This window comes from uncultured Clostridium sp., assembly GCF_963515715.1.
Lineage (GTDB): Bacteria > Bacillota > Clostridia > Clostridiales > Clostridiaceae > Clostridium_AW.
The window spans coordinates 45,335-67,585 of record NZ_CAUPZS010000003.1 but is presented as its reverse complement, the minus strand read 5'-3'; the positions used below and the strand labels follow the sequence as shown (position 1 = coordinate 67,585).

20 protein-coding genes and 1 other annotated feature are annotated in these 22,251 nt (G+C 29.7%); of the genes, 16 read left to right on the top strand and 4 right to left on the bottom strand.

Translation table 11 applies throughout. The features are described from left to right. Positions 1–137 precede the first annotated feature (137 nt). The 5 genes from RYO54_RS03905 to def all read left to right on the top strand — a co-directional run bounded on the left by RYO54_RS03905 (position 138) and on the right by def (position 3,875). Complete coding sequence (locus RYO54_RS03905; RefSeq protein ID WP_315115981.1) at positions 138–1,691, top strand: ABC-F family ATP-binding cassette domain-containing protein; 1,554 nt, start codon at positions 138–140, stop codon at positions 1,689–1,691. Positions 1,692–1,805: 114 nt separating this feature from the next. Continuing rightward, positions 1,806–2,411: a CatB-related O-acetyltransferase gene (locus RYO54_RS03900; protein WP_315116199.1), complete on the top strand. Its 606-nt coding sequence runs from the start codon at positions 1,806–1,808 to the stop codon at positions 2,409–2,411. A 221-nt stretch (positions 2,412–2,632) separates the two neighbouring features. After that, positions 2,633–2,842, top strand: a complete 210-nt coding sequence (locus RYO54_RS03895; protein WP_315115980.1) for a helix-turn-helix transcriptional regulator — start codon at positions 2,633–2,635, stop codon at positions 2,840–2,842. 32 nt (positions 2,843–2,874) lie between these two features. Next, complete coding sequence (locus RYO54_RS03890; protein WP_315115977.1) at positions 2,875–3,411, top strand: nucleoside 2-deoxyribosyltransferase; 537 nt, start codon at positions 2,875–2,877, stop codon at positions 3,409–3,411. 11 nt (positions 3,412–3,422) lie between these two features. Continuing rightward, entirely contained in the window at positions 3,423–3,875 is a 453-nt protein-coding gene (def, locus tag RYO54_RS03885; protein ID WP_315116197.1) for a peptide deformylase, read from the top strand. Between the two features lie 686 nt (positions 3,876–4,561). On the opposite strand, the gene RYO54_RS03880 is transcribed toward def, so the two are convergent. Together RYO54_RS03880 and RYO54_RS03875 are read right to left on the bottom strand one after the other, a co-directional pair. Further along, positions 4,562–4,933 carry a hypothetical protein gene (locus tag RYO54_RS03880; protein WP_315115974.1) on the bottom strand — a complete coding sequence of 124 codons (372 nt, stop codon included), beginning with the start codon at positions 4,931–4,933 and terminating at the stop codon, positions 4,562–4,564. A gap of 207 nt (positions 4,934–5,140) precedes the next feature. Then, positions 5,141–5,386, bottom strand: coding sequence for an AbrB/MazE/SpoVT family DNA-binding domain-containing protein (locus RYO54_RS03875; protein WP_315115972.1), 246 nt, complete (start codon positions 5,384–5,386; stop codon positions 5,141–5,143). A gap of 219 nt (positions 5,387–5,605) precedes the next feature. Between RYO54_RS03875 and RYO54_RS03870 the strand changes: the two genes are divergently transcribed. From RYO54_RS03870 to RYO54_RS03845, 6 genes are all read left to right on the top strand, one after another. Then, the gene (locus RYO54_RS03870; protein ID WP_315115970.1) at positions 5,606–8,533 is read left to right on the top strand and encodes an insulinase family protein; all 2,928 of its coding nucleotides are present in this window, start codon (positions 5,606–5,608) and stop codon (positions 8,531–8,533) included. Positions 8,534–8,722: 189 nt separating this feature from the next. Continuing rightward, positions 8,723–10,477: a flavocytochrome c gene (locus tag RYO54_RS03865; protein ID WP_315115967.1), complete on the top strand. Its 1,755-nt coding sequence runs from the start codon at positions 8,723–8,725 to the stop codon at positions 10,475–10,477. Between the two features lie 59 nt (positions 10,478–10,536). Beyond that, positions 10,537–10,779 (top strand) — a binding site (T-box leader). A gap of 84 nt (positions 10,780–10,863) precedes the next feature. Beyond that, a complete protein-coding gene (locus RYO54_RS03860; RefSeq protein WP_315115966.1) occupies positions 10,864–11,364 on the top strand; it encodes a tryptophan transporter in 501 nt (166 codons plus the stop codon). A gap of 51 nt (positions 11,365–11,415) precedes the next feature. Further along, positions 11,416–12,720 (top strand): M48 family metallopeptidase, encoded by a 1,305-nt coding sequence (locus RYO54_RS03855; protein WP_315115964.1) that lies wholly within the window; start codon positions 11,416–11,418, stop codon positions 12,718–12,720. A gap of 18 nt (positions 12,721–12,738) precedes the next feature. Then, positions 12,739–13,377, top strand: a complete 639-nt coding sequence (locus RYO54_RS03850; RefSeq protein WP_315115961.1) for a hypothetical protein — start codon at positions 12,739–12,741, stop codon at positions 13,375–13,377. 147 nt (positions 13,378–13,524) lie between these two features. Then, the gene (locus RYO54_RS03845; protein WP_315115959.1) at positions 13,525–15,312 is read left to right on the top strand and encodes an EAL domain-containing protein; all 1,788 of its coding nucleotides are present in this window, start codon (positions 13,525–13,527) and stop codon (positions 15,310–15,312) included. Between the two features lie 188 nt (positions 15,313–15,500). Here the strand turns inward: RYO54_RS03845 and RYO54_RS03840 are convergent, their stop codons facing one another. Beyond that, positions 15,501–16,427 (bottom strand): DUF4349 domain-containing protein, encoded by a 927-nt coding sequence (locus RYO54_RS03840; protein WP_315115956.1) that lies wholly within the window; start codon positions 16,425–16,427, stop codon positions 15,501–15,503. A gap of 153 nt (positions 16,428–16,580) precedes the next feature. Between RYO54_RS03840 and RYO54_RS03835 the strand changes: the two genes are divergently transcribed. The 5 genes from RYO54_RS03835 (at position 16,581) to RYO54_RS03815 (ending at position 21,305) form a co-directional block, all read left to right on the top strand. After that, complete coding sequence (locus RYO54_RS03835) at positions 16,581–17,741, top strand: amidohydrolase (RefSeq protein ID WP_315115954.1); 1,161 nt, start codon at positions 16,581–16,583, stop codon at positions 17,739–17,741. A 24-nt stretch (positions 17,742–17,765) separates the two neighbouring features. Next, complete coding sequence (locus RYO54_RS03830) at positions 17,766–18,476, top strand: nucleotidyltransferase domain-containing protein (RefSeq protein ID WP_315115952.1); 711 nt, start codon at positions 17,766–17,768, stop codon at positions 18,474–18,476. 112 nt (positions 18,477–18,588) lie between these two features. Then, positions 18,589–18,762, top strand: a complete 174-nt coding sequence (locus RYO54_RS03825) for a MarR family transcriptional regulator (RefSeq protein WP_315115949.1) — start codon at positions 18,589–18,591, stop codon at positions 18,760–18,762. Positions 18,763–19,131: 369 nt separating this feature from the next. Beyond that, positions 19,132–20,691, top strand: coding sequence for a MutS-related protein (locus RYO54_RS03820; RefSeq protein ID WP_315115947.1), 1,560 nt, complete (start codon positions 19,132–19,134; stop codon positions 20,689–20,691). Between the two features lie 5 nt (positions 20,692–20,696). After that, the gene (locus RYO54_RS03815; RefSeq protein WP_315115945.1) at positions 20,697–21,305 is read left to right on the top strand and encodes an SOS response-associated peptidase; all 609 of its coding nucleotides are present in this window, start codon (positions 20,697–20,699) and stop codon (positions 21,303–21,305) included. Positions 21,306–21,373: 68 nt separating this feature from the next. Here RYO54_RS03815 and RYO54_RS03810 read toward each other — a convergent pair whose 3' ends face one another. Next, the gene (locus RYO54_RS03810; RefSeq protein ID WP_315115942.1) at positions 21,374–22,078 is read right to left on the bottom strand and encodes a Crp/Fnr family transcriptional regulator; all 705 of its coding nucleotides are present in this window, start codon (positions 22,076–22,078) and stop codon (positions 21,374–21,376) included. Positions 22,079–22,251 lie beyond the last annotated feature (173 nt).

Below are 22,251 nucleotides of genomic sequence, written 5' to 3'. Positions count from 1 at the left end.
ACCACTTTGATACAGAATCATTTATGAACTTGAGAAGTGAGAAAAGCCAATGATATGATGTGAGTAGAAGGAGCAATCTTCAATAAGTGAATTCTCAGAGGAAAATTTAAAAAAAGGAAGTAAGGGAAGTAATAGTAATGAGCATTTTAACTGTTAAAAATATGAGCCATAGATTTGGAGATAGAGTAATATTTGAAGATGTATCTTTTAGACTGCTAAAAGGAGAGCATGTAGGACTTATAGGGGATAATGGTGAAGGAAAGTCAACTTTTATGAATATTGTAACAAATAAATTGATGCCAGATGAGGGACAAATAGAGTGGAGCAATAAAATCAGAATTGGATATATGGATCAGCATACTGAGCTTAAAAAAGGAAAATCTATAAAATCTGTGTTAAGAGAAGCTTTTTCATATCTCTTTGATATGGAAAGTAAGATGAAGGATTTATATGATAGAATAGGTGAAATGAATGAAGAAGAAATGAGCAAAGCCCTTCAGCAGGCAGCCAATATTCAAGATATGTTAGATAACAATGGATTTTACAGTATAGATTCTAAGATAGAAGCAGTTGCAGCAGGACTTGGACTTAGAAATTTAGGATTAGATAAGGAAGTTACAGACTTAAGCGGTGGACAAAGAACTAAGGTTTTATTAGCCAAACTTCTTTTAGAAGCGCCAGATATATTATTACTAGATGAACCTACAAACTATCTTGATGAAGAGCATATAGAATGGTTGAAAACATATCTAGAAAATTACCAGAATGCATTCATATTAATATCACATGATATACAATTTTTAAACAGCGTAGTTAATATAATATGTCATATTGAAAACAAGTCATTAACAAGATATATAGGTAATTATGAGAACTTTACAAAAGCATATGAAATAAAGAAAAAGCAATTAAAATCTGCATATGAAAGACAACAAGAAGAGATTGCTAGGCTTGAAGATTTTGTTGAAAAAAATAAAGCGAGAGCTGCAACAAGGGGCATGGCAAGTGCTAGACAAAAAAAGTTAGATAAAATGCAAAAGATAAAGATTGCAGGTGAAAAACCAAAACCGCAGTTTCAATTTAAGTTATCCGGAGCATCAGGAAAGATGATTTTTGAAGCAAGAGATTTAGTTATAGGATATAGTGAACCACTAAGTAAATCCCTAAATCTAACAATGGAAAGAGGGCAAAAGATTGCTTTAGTTGGAGCCAATGGTCTAGGAAAGTCCACATTATTAAAAAGTTTAATGGGATTAATTAAACCTATAAGTGGAGAAGTTAAAGTAGGGGATTATCAAGAAATAGGATACTTTGAGCAAGAAATTAAAGAATTAAATACTAACACTGTTATAGATGAAGTATGGGATGACCTTCAAGGATATAATAAATATCAAATAAGAAGTGCATTAGCGCAATGTGGACTGACAAATAAACACATAGAAAGCACAGTATCTATATTAAGTGGGGGAGAACAAGCCAAGGTTAGACTATGTAAGCTTATAAATAAACCCACAAATATACTAATCCTAGATGAGCCGACAAATCATTTAGATGTGGAAGCAAAAGATGAACTTAAGAGAGCACTAAAAAAGTATGAAGGAAGTATACTTTTAGTATGTCACGAAGCAGAATTTTATAGAGATATAGTAACGGATATATGGAACTGTGAGGATTGGGCTACTGTTTTTTAGATTCATATTTATGGATTCAAAAAGCAGTAGCTAATCTATTTAAAGGCTAAAGAATAACATAATAATATAAAATAGAGGTGTTTAAATTTGGAAAATAAAGTTTTTGAAACTTGGATGAATGGTTATATAGTTAAAGACTATATAACAAATAAAAATATAGAAGTGGGAGATTACACATATTATTCAGGATATTATCATGAAAAACATTTTGAAGATTACTGTGTTAGGTACCTTTCGCCAGATATGGATGGCGTAGATAAACTTAAAATAGGAAAGTTTTGCTCTATTGGTTCTGGAGCAACATTTATAATGGCTGGTAATCAAGGTCATAAGCATGATTGGATTACAACATATCCGTTTTTTTATACGGCAGACCTTAATGAAAATGCTTTAGATGGATTTGAAAAAAAGGGAGATACTATTGTTGGAAATGATGTATGGATAGGAACTGAGGCTATGATAATGCCTGGAGTTAAAATTGGTGATGGTGCTGCTATAGGATCACGAGCAGTAGTTACTAAGAATGTTGAACCTTACACAATAGTGGCAGGGAATCCAGCTAAAGAAATGAAGAAAAGATTTTCCAAAGAAGAAATACAAATGTTATTAGAAATTAAGTGGTGGGATTTAGATATAGACATTATAAGAAAATATATTCCGCTTATGTGCAGTAATAATGTTAAAGAATTTATTCACATGATCAAAAATGAAACTAGGTAAAATTTTCATATTTTAAAAGGTATTAAATGGAAAAAATAATAAAAGAGATAAAAGCTAAGTTTAAATAGATGATATAATATTTATTGAATTTGTGAAACACATTGTTGAGCAAATTCTTTTTTAGTTATTATATAATTTCTATCTAAGGTTAACTTGACATAAAGATTATATGGATATATAGTTATTATGTAAGGTTAACCTTACATAGGAGAAGTGAAAATATGAAGAATCGAGTAAGAGAATTTAGAGAAGCTCGTGGACTTACCCAAGAGCAGCTTGGAAAACTTGTAGGTGTATCAAGGCAAGCTATTAATGCAATTGAAACAGGAAAATTTGAACCATCTATTTGGTTGGCCTATGATATTGCTAAATTATATGATAGCACTATTGAGGAGATATTTCTTTTTCAGGAGAGCGAAAGGAAATTATAAGTAGTTTATATATAAATAAAGGAGAGCTATGTATGAAAAAAATTATGATTAATTACACCCCAGAGCAAAAACAAGGTTATATAGCAGGAGGTTTATTCAATGAAGCAGATGTTAAGCAAAGATTGTACGAAGGAGAACAATTAAAAAATACAGATATTGAATTCTACAATCCTATAGAAGCTCCTTGCAATGATAAATCAAAACTGCCTACTGCTAACGATATATTTACAATGGATACTGAAAAAGTATTAAAATCTGATGTGATAGTAGCAGATATATCTACCAAAGACGAAGGAGTGATGGCTGAGTTAGCTATTGCTTGGGCTTGTAACTATATTCATCAATTAGCCGAAGAAGGTTACACATTAGAAGATATATTGAGATATATTCCTAAAAAGGAGATAAAAGCACATTTGTCTGATATAAGAAAAACTACCTCTAATCAATATGAAAGCAATTATATTCCTTGGGGATTCAATCAATACATAATAGGTATGATTGAAAATAACAATGGTAAAATATATGATAGCTTTGATAAAGTAATAGAAGATATTAATAACGATAAGTGAGGTTAAGAGAAATGGCTTTAAGAAATATTAGACATTTAGACGATGATATTTTGAGAAAAAAGTCTAGGGAAGTTGAAATAGTAGATGACAGAGTAAGGCAAATACTTAATGATATGGCTGATACTATGTATAATACAGAAAATGGCGGTGGACTAGCGGCTTGCCAAGTAGGAATTCTTAAGAAACTCGTAGTAGTTGATATGGGGCAAGGCCTTATAAAGCTAGTTAATCCTAAAATAATTAAAGAGGAAGGTTCTCAAAAAGTTATTGAGGGATGCTTAAGTATTCCTAACAAATGGGGTTATGTTTTAAGACCATATAAGGTAACTGTAAAAGCATTAAATGAAAATGGTGAAGAAATTACAGTAACAGGTACAGGAGATTTGGCAAAATGTTTCTGCCATGAAATTGACCATTTAGAAGGTATACTATTTATTGATAAAGTAATTGAATATGTAGAATAGCATTTTTTATTTACTACACCCTTAAATTGTTTTCACATTCATAAATTTCTACAAAAGTAATTTAGTTTACCAAATAAAGAGCTAAGCACGCAGTGAAGCCGCTCCAAAAAAGTCGCTATTTCACTACATGCTTAGCTCTTATATGTTTTACAATATCAAAGAATTTAAAAAACTAAATATATTACTTATTTTAAAGAAAAGATCAAAATCAAGGAGGATGTGGTATCATAGAAATAAGGAATGTTGATTTTACGGGGATTGAACCTTAACATGAGATGTAACCAATTTTTCTCTCAAATATTTATCTTTACAATTTCATTGTGCAAAACTTAAAAATGCTATGTAATGTGATCTATGCATTTGAGCAAAATCTAGAAATTCTTAATTTATTTTAGAAAAATGCCGTTAAGATGCTGTACATGTTTGAACGAAGGGAGTTTGTCAGCGTTAGGGATTTTTATAAAATAAATTTTAGAAGTTCTTATTGAAGCGAGACAGCATAAGAAGCATTGTGTAGCATTTTTTTATTTGCCATAAACATAAATTGTTTTCACATTTATAATTTTAACAAAGGTAATTGGGTAAAAAAATAGAACTAAGCACATAGTGAGGACACTTTAAAAAAATCCTTTCTCTCACTACATAGTTAGTTCCTTTATATTTTACAATATTGCTTATATATTCTTTTAGGATTTATGGCATCCTTTGCCGCAGCCACTGCAACTACCGCAGCCATTGCTACGGGAAGCACACCCTTTGGTTTCATTTGTCTCATTTGCAGAAGCGGTTTTTACCATGAATCCTTTATTTGTATATATTATCTGTATCTCATCTACCTTATCTACAAGTTCTTCATCGTAGACTATAGATATATCTTCCACCTTATCTGCAAAATCTATTTCCTTTATTGTGTCTAGGAAGATTGAAACCTTTGGAGTTTTGCAACAACCTTGATTATATGTTAATTTTAAGCAATTATATTGATCATCATATTCAAATAAATTTACTAATTGATTATAAGCATTATTTGATATTTTTACTTTTATTTTTTTATCCAAAAAGTTCACCTCAATTCACTATTTATTATATACTTAACGAAAGGCTAAATTGTAAATTATTAATGAACAAATTTAATTTTCAGTATATGATATTGCAATAATGATTAATATTAGGTAAATTTAGTAGGGTAAGTAAATTAATAATGTTAAGCTGATAATTTAAAATAAAAAATAGCTTGCAAAAATGCTTTGCAAGCTACGGTAATCTTACTTATCTTCTTTTAATTCATTTAGACAGTTTTGGCATACAATTTTACCTTTATAGTGCTTAACGTTTTTTGCATCGCCACAGAATATACATGAAGGGTTATATTTTTTTAGTATTATCTGCTCACCATCTACAAAAATTTCTAAAGAATCTTTTATCTCAATATCCAATGTTCTTCTTAATTCAATTGGAATTACTATTCTTCCTAGTTCATCGACTTTTCTAACTATACCTGTTGACTTCATTTAGTGAATCCTCCTTAATACAATATTCGACTTATATTAATAAAATAATAACAGTAATAACATAATTAGTCAATAAGTTATTTATAAGTTTAAACACACTTAATTAATAAATATAAAATAAATTTATATAAAATTAATATTTTTTTCTATCTTTATTGCCTATAATATATTTTATGAGGGATTTATTATAATGTTAATAAAATATTAGGAGGTAATGAAATGAATTTTGAAATAGGTGAAATTTATAGCGGTTTTAAATTGGTGGATAAAAAAACTGTAGAAGAAGTAAACTCACTAGCTCTAATTTTTGAACATGAAGATACAGGAGCAAAATTGTTAAAGCTAGAAAACGAAGAGGATAATAAAGTTTTTTCTATAAGCTTTAGAACTCCACCACAGGATAGCACAGGTGTAGCTCATATATTGGAGCACTCAGTTTTATGTGGTTCAAGAAAATTTCCATCAAAGGAGCCTTTTGTAGAACTTATAAAGGGATCACTGAATACTTTTTTAAATGCTATGACTTTTGCAGATAAGACAATGTATCCTGTTGCTAGTAAGAATAAAAAAGATTTTTTTAATTTAATGGATGTATATTTAGATGCAGTTTTATATCCAAATATATATAAGTATCCTCAAATATTCATGCAGGAAGGTTGGCACCATGAATTAGAGGATTTGGAAGGGGAAATAACCTATAAGGGAGTAGTATATAATGAAATGAAAGGTGCTTTCTCTTCACCAGAATCCATACTTATGAGAAAAATACCTGAATCCTTATTTCCTGATACCACCTATGGAGTAGAATCAGGAGGAGATCCAGAGCATATTCCAGAACTTACATATGAGAATTTTATTAACTTTCATAAGAAATACTATCATCCATCAAATAGCTATATATTCTTATATGGTGATGGAGATACTTTAGAGGAATTAAGTTTTATACATAATAATTATTTAAAAGATTTTAAAAAGATTGATATAGATTCTTCCATAGCTATACAAAAACCTTTTGAAAACATGGTTGAAAATGTAGTGGAATATCCTATTTCTCAGAATGAGGGGGAGGGAGATAAAACTTTCTTAAGTTTAAACTTTGTTGTTGGAGAAGTAACAGATGCAGAGTTATATTTAGCCTTTGAAATTTTAGAGCATTTATTATTGGAAACTCCAGCAGCTCCACTTAAAAAGGCACTTATACAAAGTGGCATAGGTAAAGATGTATTTGGAAGCTTTGATAATAGTGTTCTACAACCAACTTTAAGTGTAATAGTTAAAAACTCCAATGAGGATAAGAAAGCTGAATTTAAAAATCTAGTATTTGCTACTTTGAAAGAATTGGTGGATAAGGGAATAGATAAAAAATTAATTCAATCTTCATTGAATATTAAAGAATTTTACTTAAGAGAAGCTGACTATGGTGGATATCCAAAAGGGCTTATATACGGTATAAAATGCATGGATAGTTGGCTTTATGATAATCATCCTTTAATGCATTTAAATTATGAGCCACAATTAAAGAAAATAAAAGAAAGAGCGGAAAAGGGATATTTTGAGGAGCTTATAAATGAATATATATTAAAAAGCGATCACAGTTCACTTTTAATTGTAAAGCCTAAAAAGGGTCTTGCAGAAGAAAAAGACAGAAATACAAAGGAAAAGTTAAAAGCTTATAAAGAAGATTTATCAAAGGATGAGTTGAAAAAAATTCTAGATGATACAAAAGAACTTACTAAGAGACAGAACACTCCAGATTCACAAGAAGCCATAGAAAAGATTCCTCTTTTATCAATAGAAGATATAAATAGAGAAGCGGAAAAACTTCCTATAGAAGTCTTAGATGAAGGTGGAATAAAGGTATTAAAACATGATATATTTACAAATAAGATTGCCTATGTAGATTTATACTTTAATACTGGAAATGTTCCTCAGGAGTTAATTCCATATATAGGACTATTGGCTGGAGTTTTGGGGAAAGTAAGTACGGAAAAACATGATTATGAAGATTTGTCAAAGGAAGTAAACATAAATACTGGTGGAATTTATTATTCATCAACAGCTTATTCAAATAGTGTTAATGTGGATGAATTTACCCCTATGCTTAAAGTGAAGGCAAAAGTTCTAGCCTCAAGGATGGGCGATTTGTTTAAGTTATTGGTAGAGGAAATTGGAAGTAGTAAATTTGATGATAGTAGAAGGATTAAAGAAATACTTTCAGAATTAAAATCAAGAATGGAAATGACTATATTTGATAGAGGACATATGGTGGCTGTAGGAAGGGTAGCATCTTACTTTTCAGCTGTAGGAGCATATTTAGAGTTGGTATCCGGAATAAACTTGTATCACTTTGTGGTAGATCTTGAAGAAAACTTTGAAAGTAAAAAGGAAGAAATAGAAAGTAATTTAAATAAGTTATGTAAATTAATATTCAACAAAGAGAATGTAACTATAAGTATTACTTTAGAAGAAGAGGATTATAAAGAGTTTCAAAAAGAACTTCCTATTTTATTAAAAGGACTTGGGGAGAATACTTTTGAAAAGTATTCTTACAATTTTGCTCTAAAACCTGAAAACGAAGGGTTGATGACCTCAGGAAAGGTACAATATAATGCAAAAGGATACAACTTTAAAAAACTAGGATATAAGTACACAGGCACAATGCAGGTGTTAAAGACCATTGTAAGTTTTGACTATCTATGGAATAAAGTAAGAGTGCAAGGTGGGGCTTATGGATGCTTTGGAGGATTTAATAGAAATGGTAATATGTATTTTGTATCCTATAGAGATCCTCATCTAAAAAATACATTAGATGTCTATGATAGAGCATTTGAATATATAGAAAACTTTATGGAAGATGAAAGAGGTATGACAAAATATATAATTGGAACGGTAAGTGATGTGGATTCTCCTCTTACAGCATCTATGAAAGGTGATAAGGCTTCAGCTAATTATTTTAGTGGAGTTAAAGATGAAGATATTCAAAGGGAGAGAGAAGAAATATTAGACACAAAAGTGGATGATATTAAAAAATTAGCACCTATAGCTAGAGATTGTATGAAAGAGCAATATATATGTGTTTTAGGAAATGAAGATAGAATAAAAGAAGAAAAAGATATGTTTAATAATCTTATGCATATATTTAAATAATGTTAATAAAAAAACAAAGTATTAGAGAAATAATTACTCTAATACTTTGTTTTTTTATTGAATAAATCTTGTTTTTTATAAAAAATCACAAGAATATTTAATGTTACATAATAATTGTTGGAAAATATTAGTGGAATGTAATATAATAATTGTATAAAATATAACAAAGTTAAAAGGGGATGTATTATAATGAAGAGGTTTAAAAAGCTAGCAATGGTTATGACTTTAATTTTTATGTTTTCTCTTGTAGGCTGTGGAGGAAGTAAAAATACTTCTGGAGAGGAAACAAAATTTAAAGCGGGAAAATACACTGCTGAAGCCAAAGGACATAATGGAGATATTAAGCTTGAGGTGGAAGTGGATGGAGAGAAAATAAAAGATATAAAAATATTAGAACATAAAGAAACTAAGGGCTTAAGCGATCCAGCTTTAAATGATATACCAAAGGAGATAATAGAGAAGCAAAGTTTAGCTGTAGATACTATTTCAGGTGCTACAGTAACAAGTAACGGGGTTATAGAAGCTATAACTTTAGCACTTAAAAATGCTGGTGGTAATATTGATGAGCTAAAAAAGGTATCAAAAGGTGATGATTCATCAAAAAAAGAATTAGTTAAAAAGGAAACGGATGTTATAGTGATTGGAGCAGGTGGCGCTGGAATGTCCGCTGCTGTTGCTGCTGCGGAAGAGGGAGCCAAAGTAATAGTATTAGAAAAGATGCCTATGATAGGTGGAAATACTATTAGATCCGGTGGAGCATATAATGCAGTTGATGTAGAAGCTCAAAAGGCTCAGGGAATAGAAGACTCAATAGATAAGCATTTTAAACAAACCTTTGAAGGTGGAGATAAAAAGGCAGATGAAAAGTTAGTTAAAATTCTTGTTGAAGGTTCTCTTGAAGGGAAAAAATGGTTGCAATCCTATGGCATGGAGTTTAACGAAAAAATAGGTTCTGTGGTAGGTTCTTTATGGACAAGAACCCATCAAGCTTCAGATGCAGCAGGGACAGGATATATGAATACATTAAAAGAAGCTGGAGATAAATTAGGTGTTGAAATATTGCTTAATACAAAGGCTACAGAGCTTATAGTTGAAAACGGCAGAGTGGTAGGGGTTAAGGCTGAAGATAAGGATAAAAATCCACTTGAATTAAGAGGGAAAAAAGGTGTAGTTATAGCAACAGGAGGATTTGCTGCTAATGTAGAAATGAGAACAAAATATGTTCCAAGCCTAACAGCAGATAAACCAACTACTAATCATCCAGGAGCAACAGGTGATGGTATAGTCATGGGAGAAAAAGTAGGAGCAGATTTAATTGGAATGGAATATATTCAGTTGCTTCCAATGGCTATAGAGCTTACTGGACCAACTATAAACGTAGAAAATTCCATATTTGTAAATAAAGAAGGAAAAAGATTTATAAATGAAGATAATAGAAGAGACAAGTTATGTGAAGCAATAATGAAACAAAAAGATGGACAATATTACATGATAAATGACTCTCAAATAATAAAAGAAAAGAATGAACTTGGTGATAATGTAGAGGAATTAATACAAAAGGGAACAATAATAAAAGCTGACTCCATAAAAGAATTAGCAGAAAAGATTAAAGTTGATGAAAAAGTATTGCAAGGAACAATAGATGAATTTAATAAAGCTGTAGATAATAAAAAAGATTCCTTCAATCGTGGTTTGTGGAAAAATAAAATAGAAAAAGGGCCATACTATGCGACGTTAAGACATCCAGCAGTTCACCACACCATGGGTGGATTGAAAATAAATGAAAAAACCCAAGTGCTAAATAAATCAGGAGAAACTATTCAAGGTTTATACGCAGCAGGGGAAGTAACTGGTGGTATACATGGTGGAAATAGATTAGGAGGAAATGCCCTTCCAGACGCTATAGTTTTTGGTAAGATAGCGGGAAAAAATATAATAAAATAAAAAATAACTATTGAAAATTTTGAAATAAAGTGGTAAACTAAAAATCAAAATTGATATGTTTAAATTCATTGATGAGGAAGAGTAGTTAAAATTGATTATTCCAAGAGAGTGGAGGATGGTGTGATCTCCATAGTATAGATTTTAATGAATGGACCTCATAGAAGTAAATTGAAATCCTTTATGGAGAGTAGTGGTTACCGGAAGCCTACCGTTAAAAAGGCTAGGATATGATTGTATCCGAATAAGAGATGTGCTTTTTAGCATAACTTAGGTGGTACCGCGAATAATACTTCGCCCTATTTTTTAGGGCGGAGTTTTTTTATTGTATAAAAACTTAAGCGCGCTTTTGTAAATATAAATTATGAAAATTGAAAGGGGTTTTTATTATGACATTGAAAAAATTTGTATTAAGCTCAGTATTGTTGGCAGTAGGTTTGCTTTTACACCAAATATCACCGAACTTTGTATTTGGTATGAAACCAGACTTTTTACTTTTAATGATGTTTGTATCCCTAGGTTTTGTTGAAGATTATAAATTTGTATTTGTTATTGGAGTGATTTCAGGAACACTTACAGCTCTCACTACAACTTTTCCAGGGGGCCAAATACCAAACTTTATAGATAAGATAATAACAGCACAGTTTGTCTATATTTTTATGAAGATATTTAATATAAAAGTAAGTGGAAATAAAGGAGTAATGATTACGACATTTTTGGGCACATTAGTAAGTGGAACTGTGTTTTTATTACTTGCTTTATTGATGGTAGGATTACCTGCAACTTTTGGTATACTATACTCTACAGTGATACTGGCTGCTTGCATTAATTCTATAGGGATGATTTTTATACTTAAAATGTTAAATAGAGCAATTAAATACTCTCACTAGATTATATATATCTTTCTTTTATAATATAATGGTTATAAGGGAGGGATAACTTTGAAAAAATCATTTTACTTAACTTTGACTGTATTTTTTACTTTAATATTTTTATTTGTTTTTTCAGTTAGATACTTTGAAAATTCAAATATGGAAAAACTAAAGAAGGATAATTCTTATACTATTACTTTAGATAATAATACTAAAGCCAGTATTGCAAAAGTATCAGATAAAGCTATATATTACAGAAAAATAAATTTAAATATTTGGTCTATTAATCTCATATTAAGTTTTGGTATACCTGTTATTTTCATAGTAAGTGGGCTATCGAAAAAGTTAAGTGAATTTGTAAAGGGAATAAGCAGAAACTATATCATTCAACTGGCATTATTTTTTATTTTCTTTACACTGATAAGCTGTATTATAACTTTTCCCTTAGACTATTATAGAAGTTTTATTCATAAGCATAATTTTGGATTGTCTAATCAAACCTTTTACAAATGGTTTAGCGATTACTTAAAAGGATTCACTATTAACACGCTGATTACCTCCATGTTTCTCTGGGTTCCATATTTTATTATTAACAAAAGCCCAAAGAAGTGGTGGCTCTATAATGGACTTTTATCTATACCAGTATTGATGTTTGTTACATTTATTTCTCCTATGTATATAGATCCTTTATTTAATAAGTATACGCCTATACAGGATAAAAATCTTCAAACTAAGATTGAGGAACAGTTAAAAATAGCCGATATAAGTAATAGTAAAGTGTATCAGGTAAACAAAAGTGTAGATACAAAGGAAATGAATGCATATATGACAGGCGTATTTAACTCTAAACGAATTGTTTTATGGGACACCACTATAAATAATTTGACTCAAGGAGAAACATTATCAATCACAGCTCATGAAATAGGTCATTATGTCATGGGTCATGTGTGGAAGTCTATAGTTTTAGGAGGAGCACTCTTTACTTTGGTTTTATACCTAGTAAATAAATCCTTGCTTTGGATTTTACATAAGTGGAGAGATGTACTTGGAGTAAGAAAAATTGTGGATATTGGAGCAATGCCTTTGATAATATTAATACTTAATATATTTTTATTTTTAGCTAATCCTATAACTAATACTTACTCTAGATATGTAGAAAAGGAAGCGGATAGATTTGCTCTTGAGCTTACTAAAGATAATTCCTCTGTAATAACATCTACAATTAAACTTCATGAAAATAGTTTGAGCTTACCAAAGGTTAGCAAAATTTATGAGGTGTGGTACTATAGTCATCCAAGTTATTATGACAGAGTTATATTTGCTAAAGAGTACGCACCGTGGAAGGAAAATAAGCCTTTAAAATATATAAAATAAAAATTATGAGGTGATTACATGTTTGTGAATCTAAGTGAATTAGAATTAGAGAGTATAGAAAATCTAATTACTGATAGGATAAGTCAATTAAGAACAGATATGGATGGAGATGCAGAAAACGAAGAGGAATTTAGAACTATAATTAGAGAGTATAAAAAATTGTTAGAGACCATAGATAGCAATAAACTTACTCGGGAAAAAATAAATTCTATAGTCACTGAACAATTTAACTCTTCCGAGAATAGCGATAAAAAACTTAAGGATGTTTTACCTCAAGGATTTGAAAATATACTTAAAGTTTATATCTACAATAACAAGGATGAAGTATTGAAGTATATAAAAGATTTTGTAGAAAAGGATAGTGTTAAAGATACTATAAGAAGAGAAGTAAATAATATGGTAGGAGGATTAAATCTTGCCATGAGAAAATTTATAAATGTAGATAGTATATGCAACAATATAATAAACGGTATACAAAATTATGTAGAAAATGAGGACAACTCATTTAAAATAATAGAATTTATATATAGCGGAATAGATATTATAAAAGAAAAGGATTTAAAAGAAGTTTTATCCTATATCCCGTATGAAGGTAAAAAGACTATTATTAATTTTATGACAGAAAAAGTATATTATATACTAGATAATTATAGTTAATATGAGAAAAATTAATATAAAGTATAAAATTTGATATTTTTTCTGTCTAAATATTAAAAATTCATTGAATTTATGGTAATATATACTTGGTAAAATATATATATATTACATAATTATAATGAGTAGGTGTTATTTATGGGGAGTGCTATGGATTCAAAACTTGAAAAAATATGTCATATATGCACCGAATCGGGTGTAATGGAGAAAGAATTTAAAAGTCAATATGAACTGTTAAAAAGAAATGAGGAAGCCCTAAGGATTAGTGAAGAAAGATACAGATTGGCTGTAGAAGGGGCTAATGACGCCTTATGGGATTGGGACTTTACAAATAATAAATTCTTCATATCTGAAAAATGGAAAGAAAAAATACCTTTAGAGGTTTTGAATCCTAAATTAAGCATAATAGGTAGATGGACCAGGCTGATACATCCTGAAGATTTAAATGACACGCTAAATACTTTTAAGGAGTATTTAAGAGGAGGTAGTGATTACTTCTTTAGTGAATATAGGTTAAAAATAAAAAACGATGAATATAAATGGGTATTAACCCGAGGAAAGCTTTTAAGAGATAGGGAAGGAAAAGCTATTAGAATGGCAGGTTCCCTATCTGATATAACTGATAGAAAAAACTACGAAGAAAAAATAAAACAATTGGCTTACTACGATAGATTAACTGGATTGCCAAATTTTCATTATTCTAAAGAGATAATTAGCGAGAAAATAAAAGCATATAATGGTAAAAGTAAAATAGGTTTATTTTTAATAGATTTAGATAATTTTAGAAATATAAATGATACTTTAGGTCATAAATTTGGAGATAAACTTTTAATAACTGTCAGCGAAAAGATAAAAAAATTTATTGGTAAAAAGGATATTTTATGTAAAGTAGGAGAAGATGAGTTTTTAATTATAAAGAATATGAAGGGAACAAAAGAAGAATATGAAGCATTTGCCCAAAAAATACTAAATCATTTTCAAGGACCAATATGCATTGAAGAACATGAGATATATACTACGGTTAGTATTGGAATAGATATATACCCTAATAATGGAGAAGATGCTTTTTCATTGCTTAGAAATGTAGATACCGCTATGTACGCTGCTAAAGAGAAAGGGAGAAATACTTATGAGTTCTTTAACACTAGCATATACAAAGAAGTTTTGGAAAGAACAAAGCTGGAGGCGGATTTAAGAAGGGCTATTGAAAATGATGAATTTGAGCTATATTATCAACCTCAAATGAATCTAAAGACGGAGAAAATTATCGGTGCGGAAGCATTAATTAGGTGGAATCATCCTAAAAGAGGCTTAGTATCACCGGCGTATTTTATCCCTTTAGCAGAGAGTACGGGGCTTATAGTATCCATTGGAAAATGGGTAATAGAAACGGTATGTAAACAACATGTGGAATGGAAGAATAAAGGATATGATGAAATCGTTATATCAGTAAATGTATCTTCAATACAACTTCAGCAAAAGGATTTTATATTTTTTATAAGAGAAACCCTGGAAAAATACGATATGAAACCAGAGTTGTTAAATATTGAAATAACGGAAAGTACCTTAATGAAATCTATAGATTCTGTAGCGGAAAAATTAAAATCCATTAAAGATATAGGAGTTGGTGTATCACTAGATGATTTTGGTACGGGATATTCTTCTTTGAGTTATTTAAAGAAACTTCCAATAGATACTTTGAAAATTGATAAAAGTTTTATTGATGATGTAAAAGATGGTTCTATTGAGGATGCTATAACTGCTGAGATAATTCAATTAGCACATAAAATGAAAATAGATGTGGTAGCCGAAGGAGTGGAAAGAGATGTCCAACTTCAAGTGTTAAGGGTACAAAATTGTGATAAAATACAAGGATATGTTTTAAGCAGACCATTGCCTAAAGAAAAAGTTGAAGTTTTTTTGAAAAAGCAATATTAGTGAAAAGGTTTTAATATATTAATTGTATTTGAAAAGAAAAAAACGGAAGAAACTTCTTCCGTTCGTAAGGGGGAGGTCTGGTTTTAACTAAACAATATTATTGTTAATTTCTACTTTAAATTTATTATATAGGTAAAATATTAAATTTAGATTATCAATATATTAACAAATAATAAACAATTTATGATTTAAATATCTTTTTTGTTCCTTTTAAATAAATTTTTAAAACTGAAGTTTTTATTCTTGTTAAAATACCTAAATATAAGTATAAAAGGTAATATAGTTATTAAGTATGGGATTGAGGATATAATAAATATTATAAATAATTTAATTAAATATCCTACATTCTCTAGTGAGGAAATAAATCCATAGTATGCCTTATCTTTAAGAGATAGTGTAGCTACTTTTTTATATTTTTGCACTTCGTATAAATTTATATTTAAAGTGGAATATTCTATTAGATTATTCCATTTTTTTAATGTTCCGGTGAGAGTTTCTATTTCATACCCCACTCTTTCCAATTCTTTTTCTATTTCTAACATATCTTTTAGTTCACCGGATTTTTTTAGTAGCTCTAAAAGTCTCTCTTGCTGTATTTTCAAAGATTTAACACGTGCCTCAGTGTCGAAATATTCATGAGTAATATCCTTGATATTTATACTTTGGTTAGTGATGTTTCCGAGATTTCTAAGATCTTTAATAAACTCATCAAATTTTTCTACTGGAATTCTTATAGATATTTCAGCGAATCTATTTTCTGCAGAGGGTTCATTATCAATTCTTTTTCCGCTAATATTAGAACTTTCTATATATCCTCCAAAAGATTTTACTTTATTGGATAAGTCTGTAGTGCTGCCATCGAAATCTAAGGTCTGTATTTCTATAGTGGCATTTTGTATGTTTTTTCTATCTACTAGTTCTGTACTAAGAGAGGAATCTTTTTTAGCCTTCTCCATAGATATAGAAGATTCCTTTTTATCAAAGTTATAGGCTTGTGGCGTTGCGTTTTCTGATGGGCTAGAATATCCATCATGGGATTTTTTTGAAGAGCTGCAGGATGTAAATATGAATAAAATCACTAATAATCCAACAAGATAATTTATGAATTTTTTCATAAATTAATAACCTCCTAAAACTATTATCTTTATAGTATATACGTAAAATAAAGGGAAAAGTATGGTAATATAAATTTACATACATATAAACATGAAGCTATACACATATAAATATACATGTATGTTTAAAAGTATATAAAGGGGATGGTTCGATTGTTGTTAATTAAAAACGGAAAAATAATTACTATGAATGGAAAAAATTATGGATATGGATGCGTATTAATAGAAAGTGGAAAAATAATTGAAGTTGGAGAAGATATAAAAATTCCTGAAAAATGTGAGGTTATAGATGCTAAAGGGGGATGGGTTACACCAGGTTTTATAGAAGCTCATTGCCATATTGGTTTAATTGAAGAAGGTATGGGTTTTGAAGGGAATGATATAAATGAAGTTACTGACCCTATAACTCCGCACTTAAGAGCTATAGATGGGATTAATCCCTTTGATACAGCATTTTATGAAGCTTTAAAGGGAGGGGTAACTACTGTAATGACAGGGCCTGGAAGTGCAAATGTAATAGGAGGACAATTTGCAATTATTAAGACTTGCGGAATTTGTGTAGATAAAATGACAATAAAATCTCCTAGCGCTGTGAAAATTGCCTTTGGAGAAAATCCGAAAAGAGTCTATAATTCCAAAGGAAAGATGCCAATAACTAGGATGGCAACGGCAGCATTGTTGAGAGAAACACTAGTAAAGGCTAAAAATTATAAGAATAAAAAGGAGGCTGCAGTATTAAAGAAAGAGAGCTTTGACATTGATTTAAAGATGGAGGCTTTAATACCAGTACTTGAAAAAGAAATACCTCTAAAAGCTCATGCTCATAGAGCTGATGATATATTGACAGCTATAAGAATTGCTAAGGAATTTGATGTAATGATGACTTTAGATCATTGTACAGAAGGGGACCTTGTTGCAGAATATATAAAAGAATCTGGATTTCCCGCTATTGTTGGGCCAACTCTTACATTTAAAAGCAAGATAGAAGTTAAAAATAAAAACTTTACTACTCCAGGAATATTGAATAGAAAAGGAATTAAAGTAGCGATAACAACAGATCATCCCGTAATGCCTGTTGAGTATTTATCAATGTGTGCAGGGCTTGCTGCTAAAGCTGGATGGACGGAAGAAGAAGCATTGAGGTCCATAACCATAAATGCCGCTGAAATAATTGGAATGGATGACAGAATTGGAAGTATTGATAATGGAAAGGACGCTGATATAGCCATTTTTGATGGAAATCCATTGGAGAGCCTCACAAAAACTTTATATACCATAATCAATGGGAAAATTGTTTATAAATATGAAGGGTAGAGTAATTTGTATGGAGAGGAGTATATGGAACCTTACCAAAAAATAAATGAGTTTAGGGATAAGATCATAGAAACTTTTAAAGATAGAGTGGATTGCATACTTCTTACAGGGAGCTTATCTAGAGGCGAAGTGAGAAAAAGAAGCGATATTGATATATGGGTATTTTTACATGAAGTGAAGTATGAGGATTTATACAAAGTAGGGGAGATAGTTAAATCCCTCTATCCTCATCCTAGGCTAAATCCCCAGATTACATCCTTTGAAGAATGCTTATTGCCACATTTTACTCGCGAGTATTCACCTATTCAGTATAGAACGGATGGGAAAATTTTATATGGTAGTTTAAAGGTACCTTATCCTAATAAAAAAGATTTTATAGAAAGAAGCAAGAATTTAGTTGTGTACATTATTATGGGAATAAGGCATTTCATATGTATCAATGAAGGAGAGGAATCCCTTTTAAGTAAAAAGTTATTAAAAAGAATTTTAAAGCCTTTAATGTGGGTCTTAAGATATAAATACGCTGCCATAAAAGGAGTTTATCCATTGACATTAGAAGAATTAAAAAAGTTTTCTAATGATGAGGAAATTTACTTAATAAATATATTTGAAAATCTATTAGAGGATAAGCAGGGTATATATGAAGGGAAAATAGAAATAATATTAGAAAAAACATATAAATTATGCCAAAAGGTAATTTTAGAGCTAGAAAGCTCCGGAAATTGTACAGAATGATATTTATATAGGATTTTTTAAAACAAATTATTAATTAATATTGATTTTTAATTAATAATTGTTTATTATATATGTAAGAAAAGGAAAATAATATACTTAGGAGGGAATTTCTATGGAAATAAAGGATAAAGTATTAGAGTTACTAAAGAGTTCAGAACCACTAAAATCAGGAGAAATCGCTGAAAAATTAGGAGTGGATAAGGCAGAAGTTGATAAAGCCATCAAAGCTTTAAAGAAAGAAGAATTAATTGAATCACCAAAAAGATGTTATTATAGTGCAAAATAAGCTCAAATTTGAGCTTATTTTTTATATACTTTTATTTACAAATTTATTGGATAAAGTGTTTAATTGTGGCATAATAAATTTAGAAGACATTAAAGAAGAATAAGTAGGTGAAGGAACTTGAAAGATAAAAAATCTGTATATGTAAGGAGAAAAAATAAATTCAATGCTTTGTATAATAAACAGAAAAAAATAGCTAATTTAATCAGTATATTTAGATTTGTAACCTTTATAGGAGGGTGTATATTTTCTTTTTTTATTTCCTATAAAATGCATAGCTATATTTTTACACTGATATCATTCCTATTATGGATTTCCTTATTTGTTTTTTTAGCTAAGATACATGAAAGGCTAATCAAAAATAAAGATTTGGTGGAAAAAATTATACATATTAATGAAAAAGGAATAGATAGAATAGAAGGTAAGTGGAGAAGTTTTAAAGAGGATGGAGAAGATTATATTGATGAAGAGCATCAATTCTCAGGAGATTTAGATTTATTTGGACCCAGCTCACTTTTTCAATACATCAATTGTACTAACACCTTTATGGGAAAAATTAAATTTAAAAGTACTCTAGAAGACCATAATTATAGTGAAGATGAAATAATAGAGAGACAGGAAGCTATAAAGGAGTTAGGAAAGGATGTAGGATGGAGACAGAGATTTGAGGGAGAGGGGATTTTAAAAGAGGATAAACAAGGACATGTAGATAGACTTTTAAATTGGTGTGTTGATAGAGAGAATTTGTATAGCAAAGCCTATATAAAAACTTTAACCAATAGTATACCGCTATTTACTATAGTATTTATAATATTATCTTACCTCATGGGAGGATTATATTATTACGGAGCATTATCTTTTATTTTTATTAGTGTAGCAATATTGTTTAATGATAAGAAGAAAAGAAACTATGCATTACAAACTGTATTTTTATATAAAAAATACATAGAGAGCTACTACAATATGATAAGTTTAATAGAAAAAGAAAAGTTTCATTCTGAATATCTTGTAAACTTGAAGGAAATAATAGTTGAAAATGAAGATGAAAAAGCTTCAACGGCTATAAAGGAATTAATGAATATTTCTAATAATATTTCTGATAGAAGCAATTTCTTTTATGCTATATTTAATGTCTTATTTCTATTGGATTATAAACATATGATTAAATTGGAGATGTGGAAGGAAAAATGGGGGGATTATTTAAAAGAGTGGCTTGAAGTTGTAGGAGAATTCGAATCCCTATCCAGCATATCTGTTCTTGGTTTTGAAAATCCTAATTGGGTTACTCCCACTATACAGAAAGAAAAGCTTGTAATAAGAGGGAAAAAGGTTGGACACCCACTTTTAGGAGAAAGAGCAGTAAAGAATGATTTCTCCATAGGCGATGGAGAAAAAATTCTTTTGATAACAGGCTCTAACATGTCTGGTAAAAGTACTTTTTTAAGGACTACTGGAATAAATCTTTTACTTGCATACATGGGAGCACCAGTGTTTGCGGAGGAATTTACTTGTTCCTTGATGGATATATATACATGCATGAGAATTAGCGATAATTTAGAGAGAAATATATCTTCTTTCTATGGGGAATTGTTAAGGATCAATAAGCTTATTGAAGGAGTTAAAATAAAAAAGCCAATATTCTTTTTGCTAGATGAAATATTTAAGGGAACTAACTCTGTGGATAGGCATACAGGAGCAAAAATTTTAATAAATAAACTAAGTAAAGAGAAGGTTTTGGGGCTAGTATCTACCCATGATTTAGAGCTGGGTAGCTTAGAAGAATATAATTCTAAAGTTAAGAACTATCATTTTAGAGAATACTATAAGAACAACGAAATACACTTTGATTATAAACTTAGAAAAGGAATATCAACTACTAGAAATGCTCTATATTTAATGAAAATAGCAGGTATAGAGGTTGAAGAGGAGTAGATTATATGTGTGGAAGGTTTTTCTTGAATGGTGATTTAGAAAATGTTATAACATCTTTTGATTTAATAAATAAAGAAGAAAAAGAAAAATATTTTAATGGAAAAGAAATATTCCCTAGTAATACAGCGCCTATAATTAAAGCGGATAATAAATTGTATTTTATAAAATGGGGATTTACCTTAAAAAGCAATAAAAACTTAATAATAAATGCTAGAAGTGAGAGTATTGAAGATAAGTATTTATTTAAAAAAGCCCTTAAAAATAGATGTGTAATTCCAGCTAATGGATTTTATGAATGGAAGGGTGAAAAAGGTAGTAAGATAAAGTATAAAATTTCCTTAAAAGACGAAGAAATTTTTTCTATGGCAGCGTTATATGATACCTTTTTAAATGAAAAGGGAGAAGCTTATGAAGCTTTTACAATTATAACAACGGAAGCTAATGAAGAGATGAGTGAAATTCACCATAGGATGCCGGTTATGTTTAAATTGGGAGAAGAGAAAGCTTGGCTGGCTGGAGATGATAACTTAGAAGAAATATTAAAGCCCTATAAAGATGGCTCATTAAAGATTGCAGAAGATAGTGGATATGAACAGATGTCACTGTTATTTTAATACTCTTAATAATAAAAACTACCTAATTTGAAGTCAAGTTAGGTAGTTTTTTAGATGAAAATTTATAATTAAAGTTCAAAAGCATTTTTGTATAGATTATTTAAATCTATTATTATTATAGAATTTGACCTGGATTTACTTATGATATTTTCTTGCCTTAAGTAGTTTAATATTTTTGTAACAGTTACTCTGTGAAGTGAAGTAATAGAAGCGATTTCGTAATGAGAAATATTTAGTTTTAGAGTTATTCCATCATGGCATTGGACACCGTAATGTTGTGCCATGAGATAAAGCAGTTTGCACACACGAGCAGTTGGATTTAAAAAAGATATATCTTGAATAGTATTTACTAATATTCTAATTTTTTTGGATACTATAGTTAACATTTCTTCATAAATGGAGGGTTCTTTTAACAATATTTCAGAAAAGGTTTTTTTGTCAAAAGAAAATAATTCACAATCTTCTACAGCAATCATTCCTGCGTTGGAGGGTAGATTGTGGTAGTAAGGCACACACCCTACGATATTTCCTCCTAAAGCGTACCAAAATGTTTTCTCTTGTCCACTTGCGGTAAGTAATACAATTTTCACCTTACCTTTATGTAGATAATGTATTTTATCTATAGTTTCTCCTTGTTTAACGATATAGGTACCTTTTTTAGAATATTTCTTTACTCCTAAATGAAGATAATTTTTAAGAGCGGAGTCAATATCATTATAATCAAACCAAGGTAATAAGCTATCATCACTAAAATGCTCTAAGTAATCATTCATAAAACTCACCCTTATATATGTATTTATTTTAAGATATAATTCTGCATTTTAATTATATCAAACATATCATTATAAATAAAAGTAAAAAAATATAGTAAATGGTAGTGGTGGCTACATTTTTATAATGATATTTATGCTAACATGAAATTAAGGAATTATTTACCTGTGACTAA

Coding starts and splice junctions, on each gene's coding strand:
- RYO54_RS03905 (WP_315115981.1), top strand. CDS start 138: ATGAGCATTTTAACTGTTAAAAATATGAGCCATAGATTTGGAGATAGA.
- RYO54_RS03890 (WP_315115977.1), top strand. CDS start 2,875: ATGAAAAAAATTATGATTAATTACACCCCAGAGCAAAAACAAGGTTAT.
- RYO54_RS03860 (WP_315115966.1), top strand. CDS start 10,864: ATGACATTGAAAAAATTTGTATTAAGCTCAGTATTGTTGGCAGTAGGT.
- RYO54_RS03845 (WP_315115959.1), top strand. CDS start 13,525: ATGGATTCAAAACTTGAAAAAATATGTCATATATGCACCGAATCGGGT.
- RYO54_RS03870 (WP_315115970.1), top strand. CDS start 5,606: ATGAATTTTGAAATAGGTGAAATTTATAGCGGTTTTAAATTGGTGGAT.
- RYO54_RS03900 (WP_315116199.1), top strand. CDS start 1,806: ATGAATGGTTATATAGTTAAAGACTATATAACAAATAAAAATATAGAA.
- RYO54_RS03895 (WP_315115980.1), top strand. CDS start 2,633: ATGAAGAATCGAGTAAGAGAATTTAGAGAAGCTCGTGGACTTACCCAA.
- RYO54_RS03810 (WP_315115942.1), bottom strand. CDS start 22,078: ATGAATGATTACTTAGAGCATTTTAGTGATGATAGCTTATTACCTTGG.
- def (WP_315116197.1), top strand. CDS start 3,423: ATGGCTTTAAGAAATATTAGACATTTAGACGATGATATTTTGAGAAAA.
- RYO54_RS03850 (WP_315115961.1), top strand. CDS start 12,739: ATGTTTGTGAATCTAAGTGAATTAGAATTAGAGAGTATAGAAAATCTA.
- RYO54_RS03865 (WP_315115967.1), top strand. CDS start 8,723: ATGAAGAGGTTTAAAAAGCTAGCAATGGTTATGACTTTAATTTTTATG.
- RYO54_RS03815 (WP_315115945.1), top strand. CDS start 20,697: ATGTGTGGAAGGTTTTTCTTGAATGGTGATTTAGAAAATGTTATAACA.
- RYO54_RS03840 (WP_315115956.1), bottom strand. CDS start 16,427: ATGAAAAAATTCATAAATTATCTTGTTGGATTATTAGTGATTTTATTC.
- RYO54_RS03825 (WP_315115949.1), top strand. CDS start 18,589: ATGGAAATAAAGGATAAAGTATTAGAGTTACTAAAGAGTTCAGAACCA.
- RYO54_RS03830 (WP_315115952.1), top strand. CDS start 17,766: ATGGAACCTTACCAAAAAATAAATGAGTTTAGGGATAAGATCATAGAA.
- RYO54_RS03875 (WP_315115972.1), bottom strand. CDS start 5,386: ATGAAGTCAACAGGTATAGTTAGAAAAGTCGATGAACTAGGAAGAATA.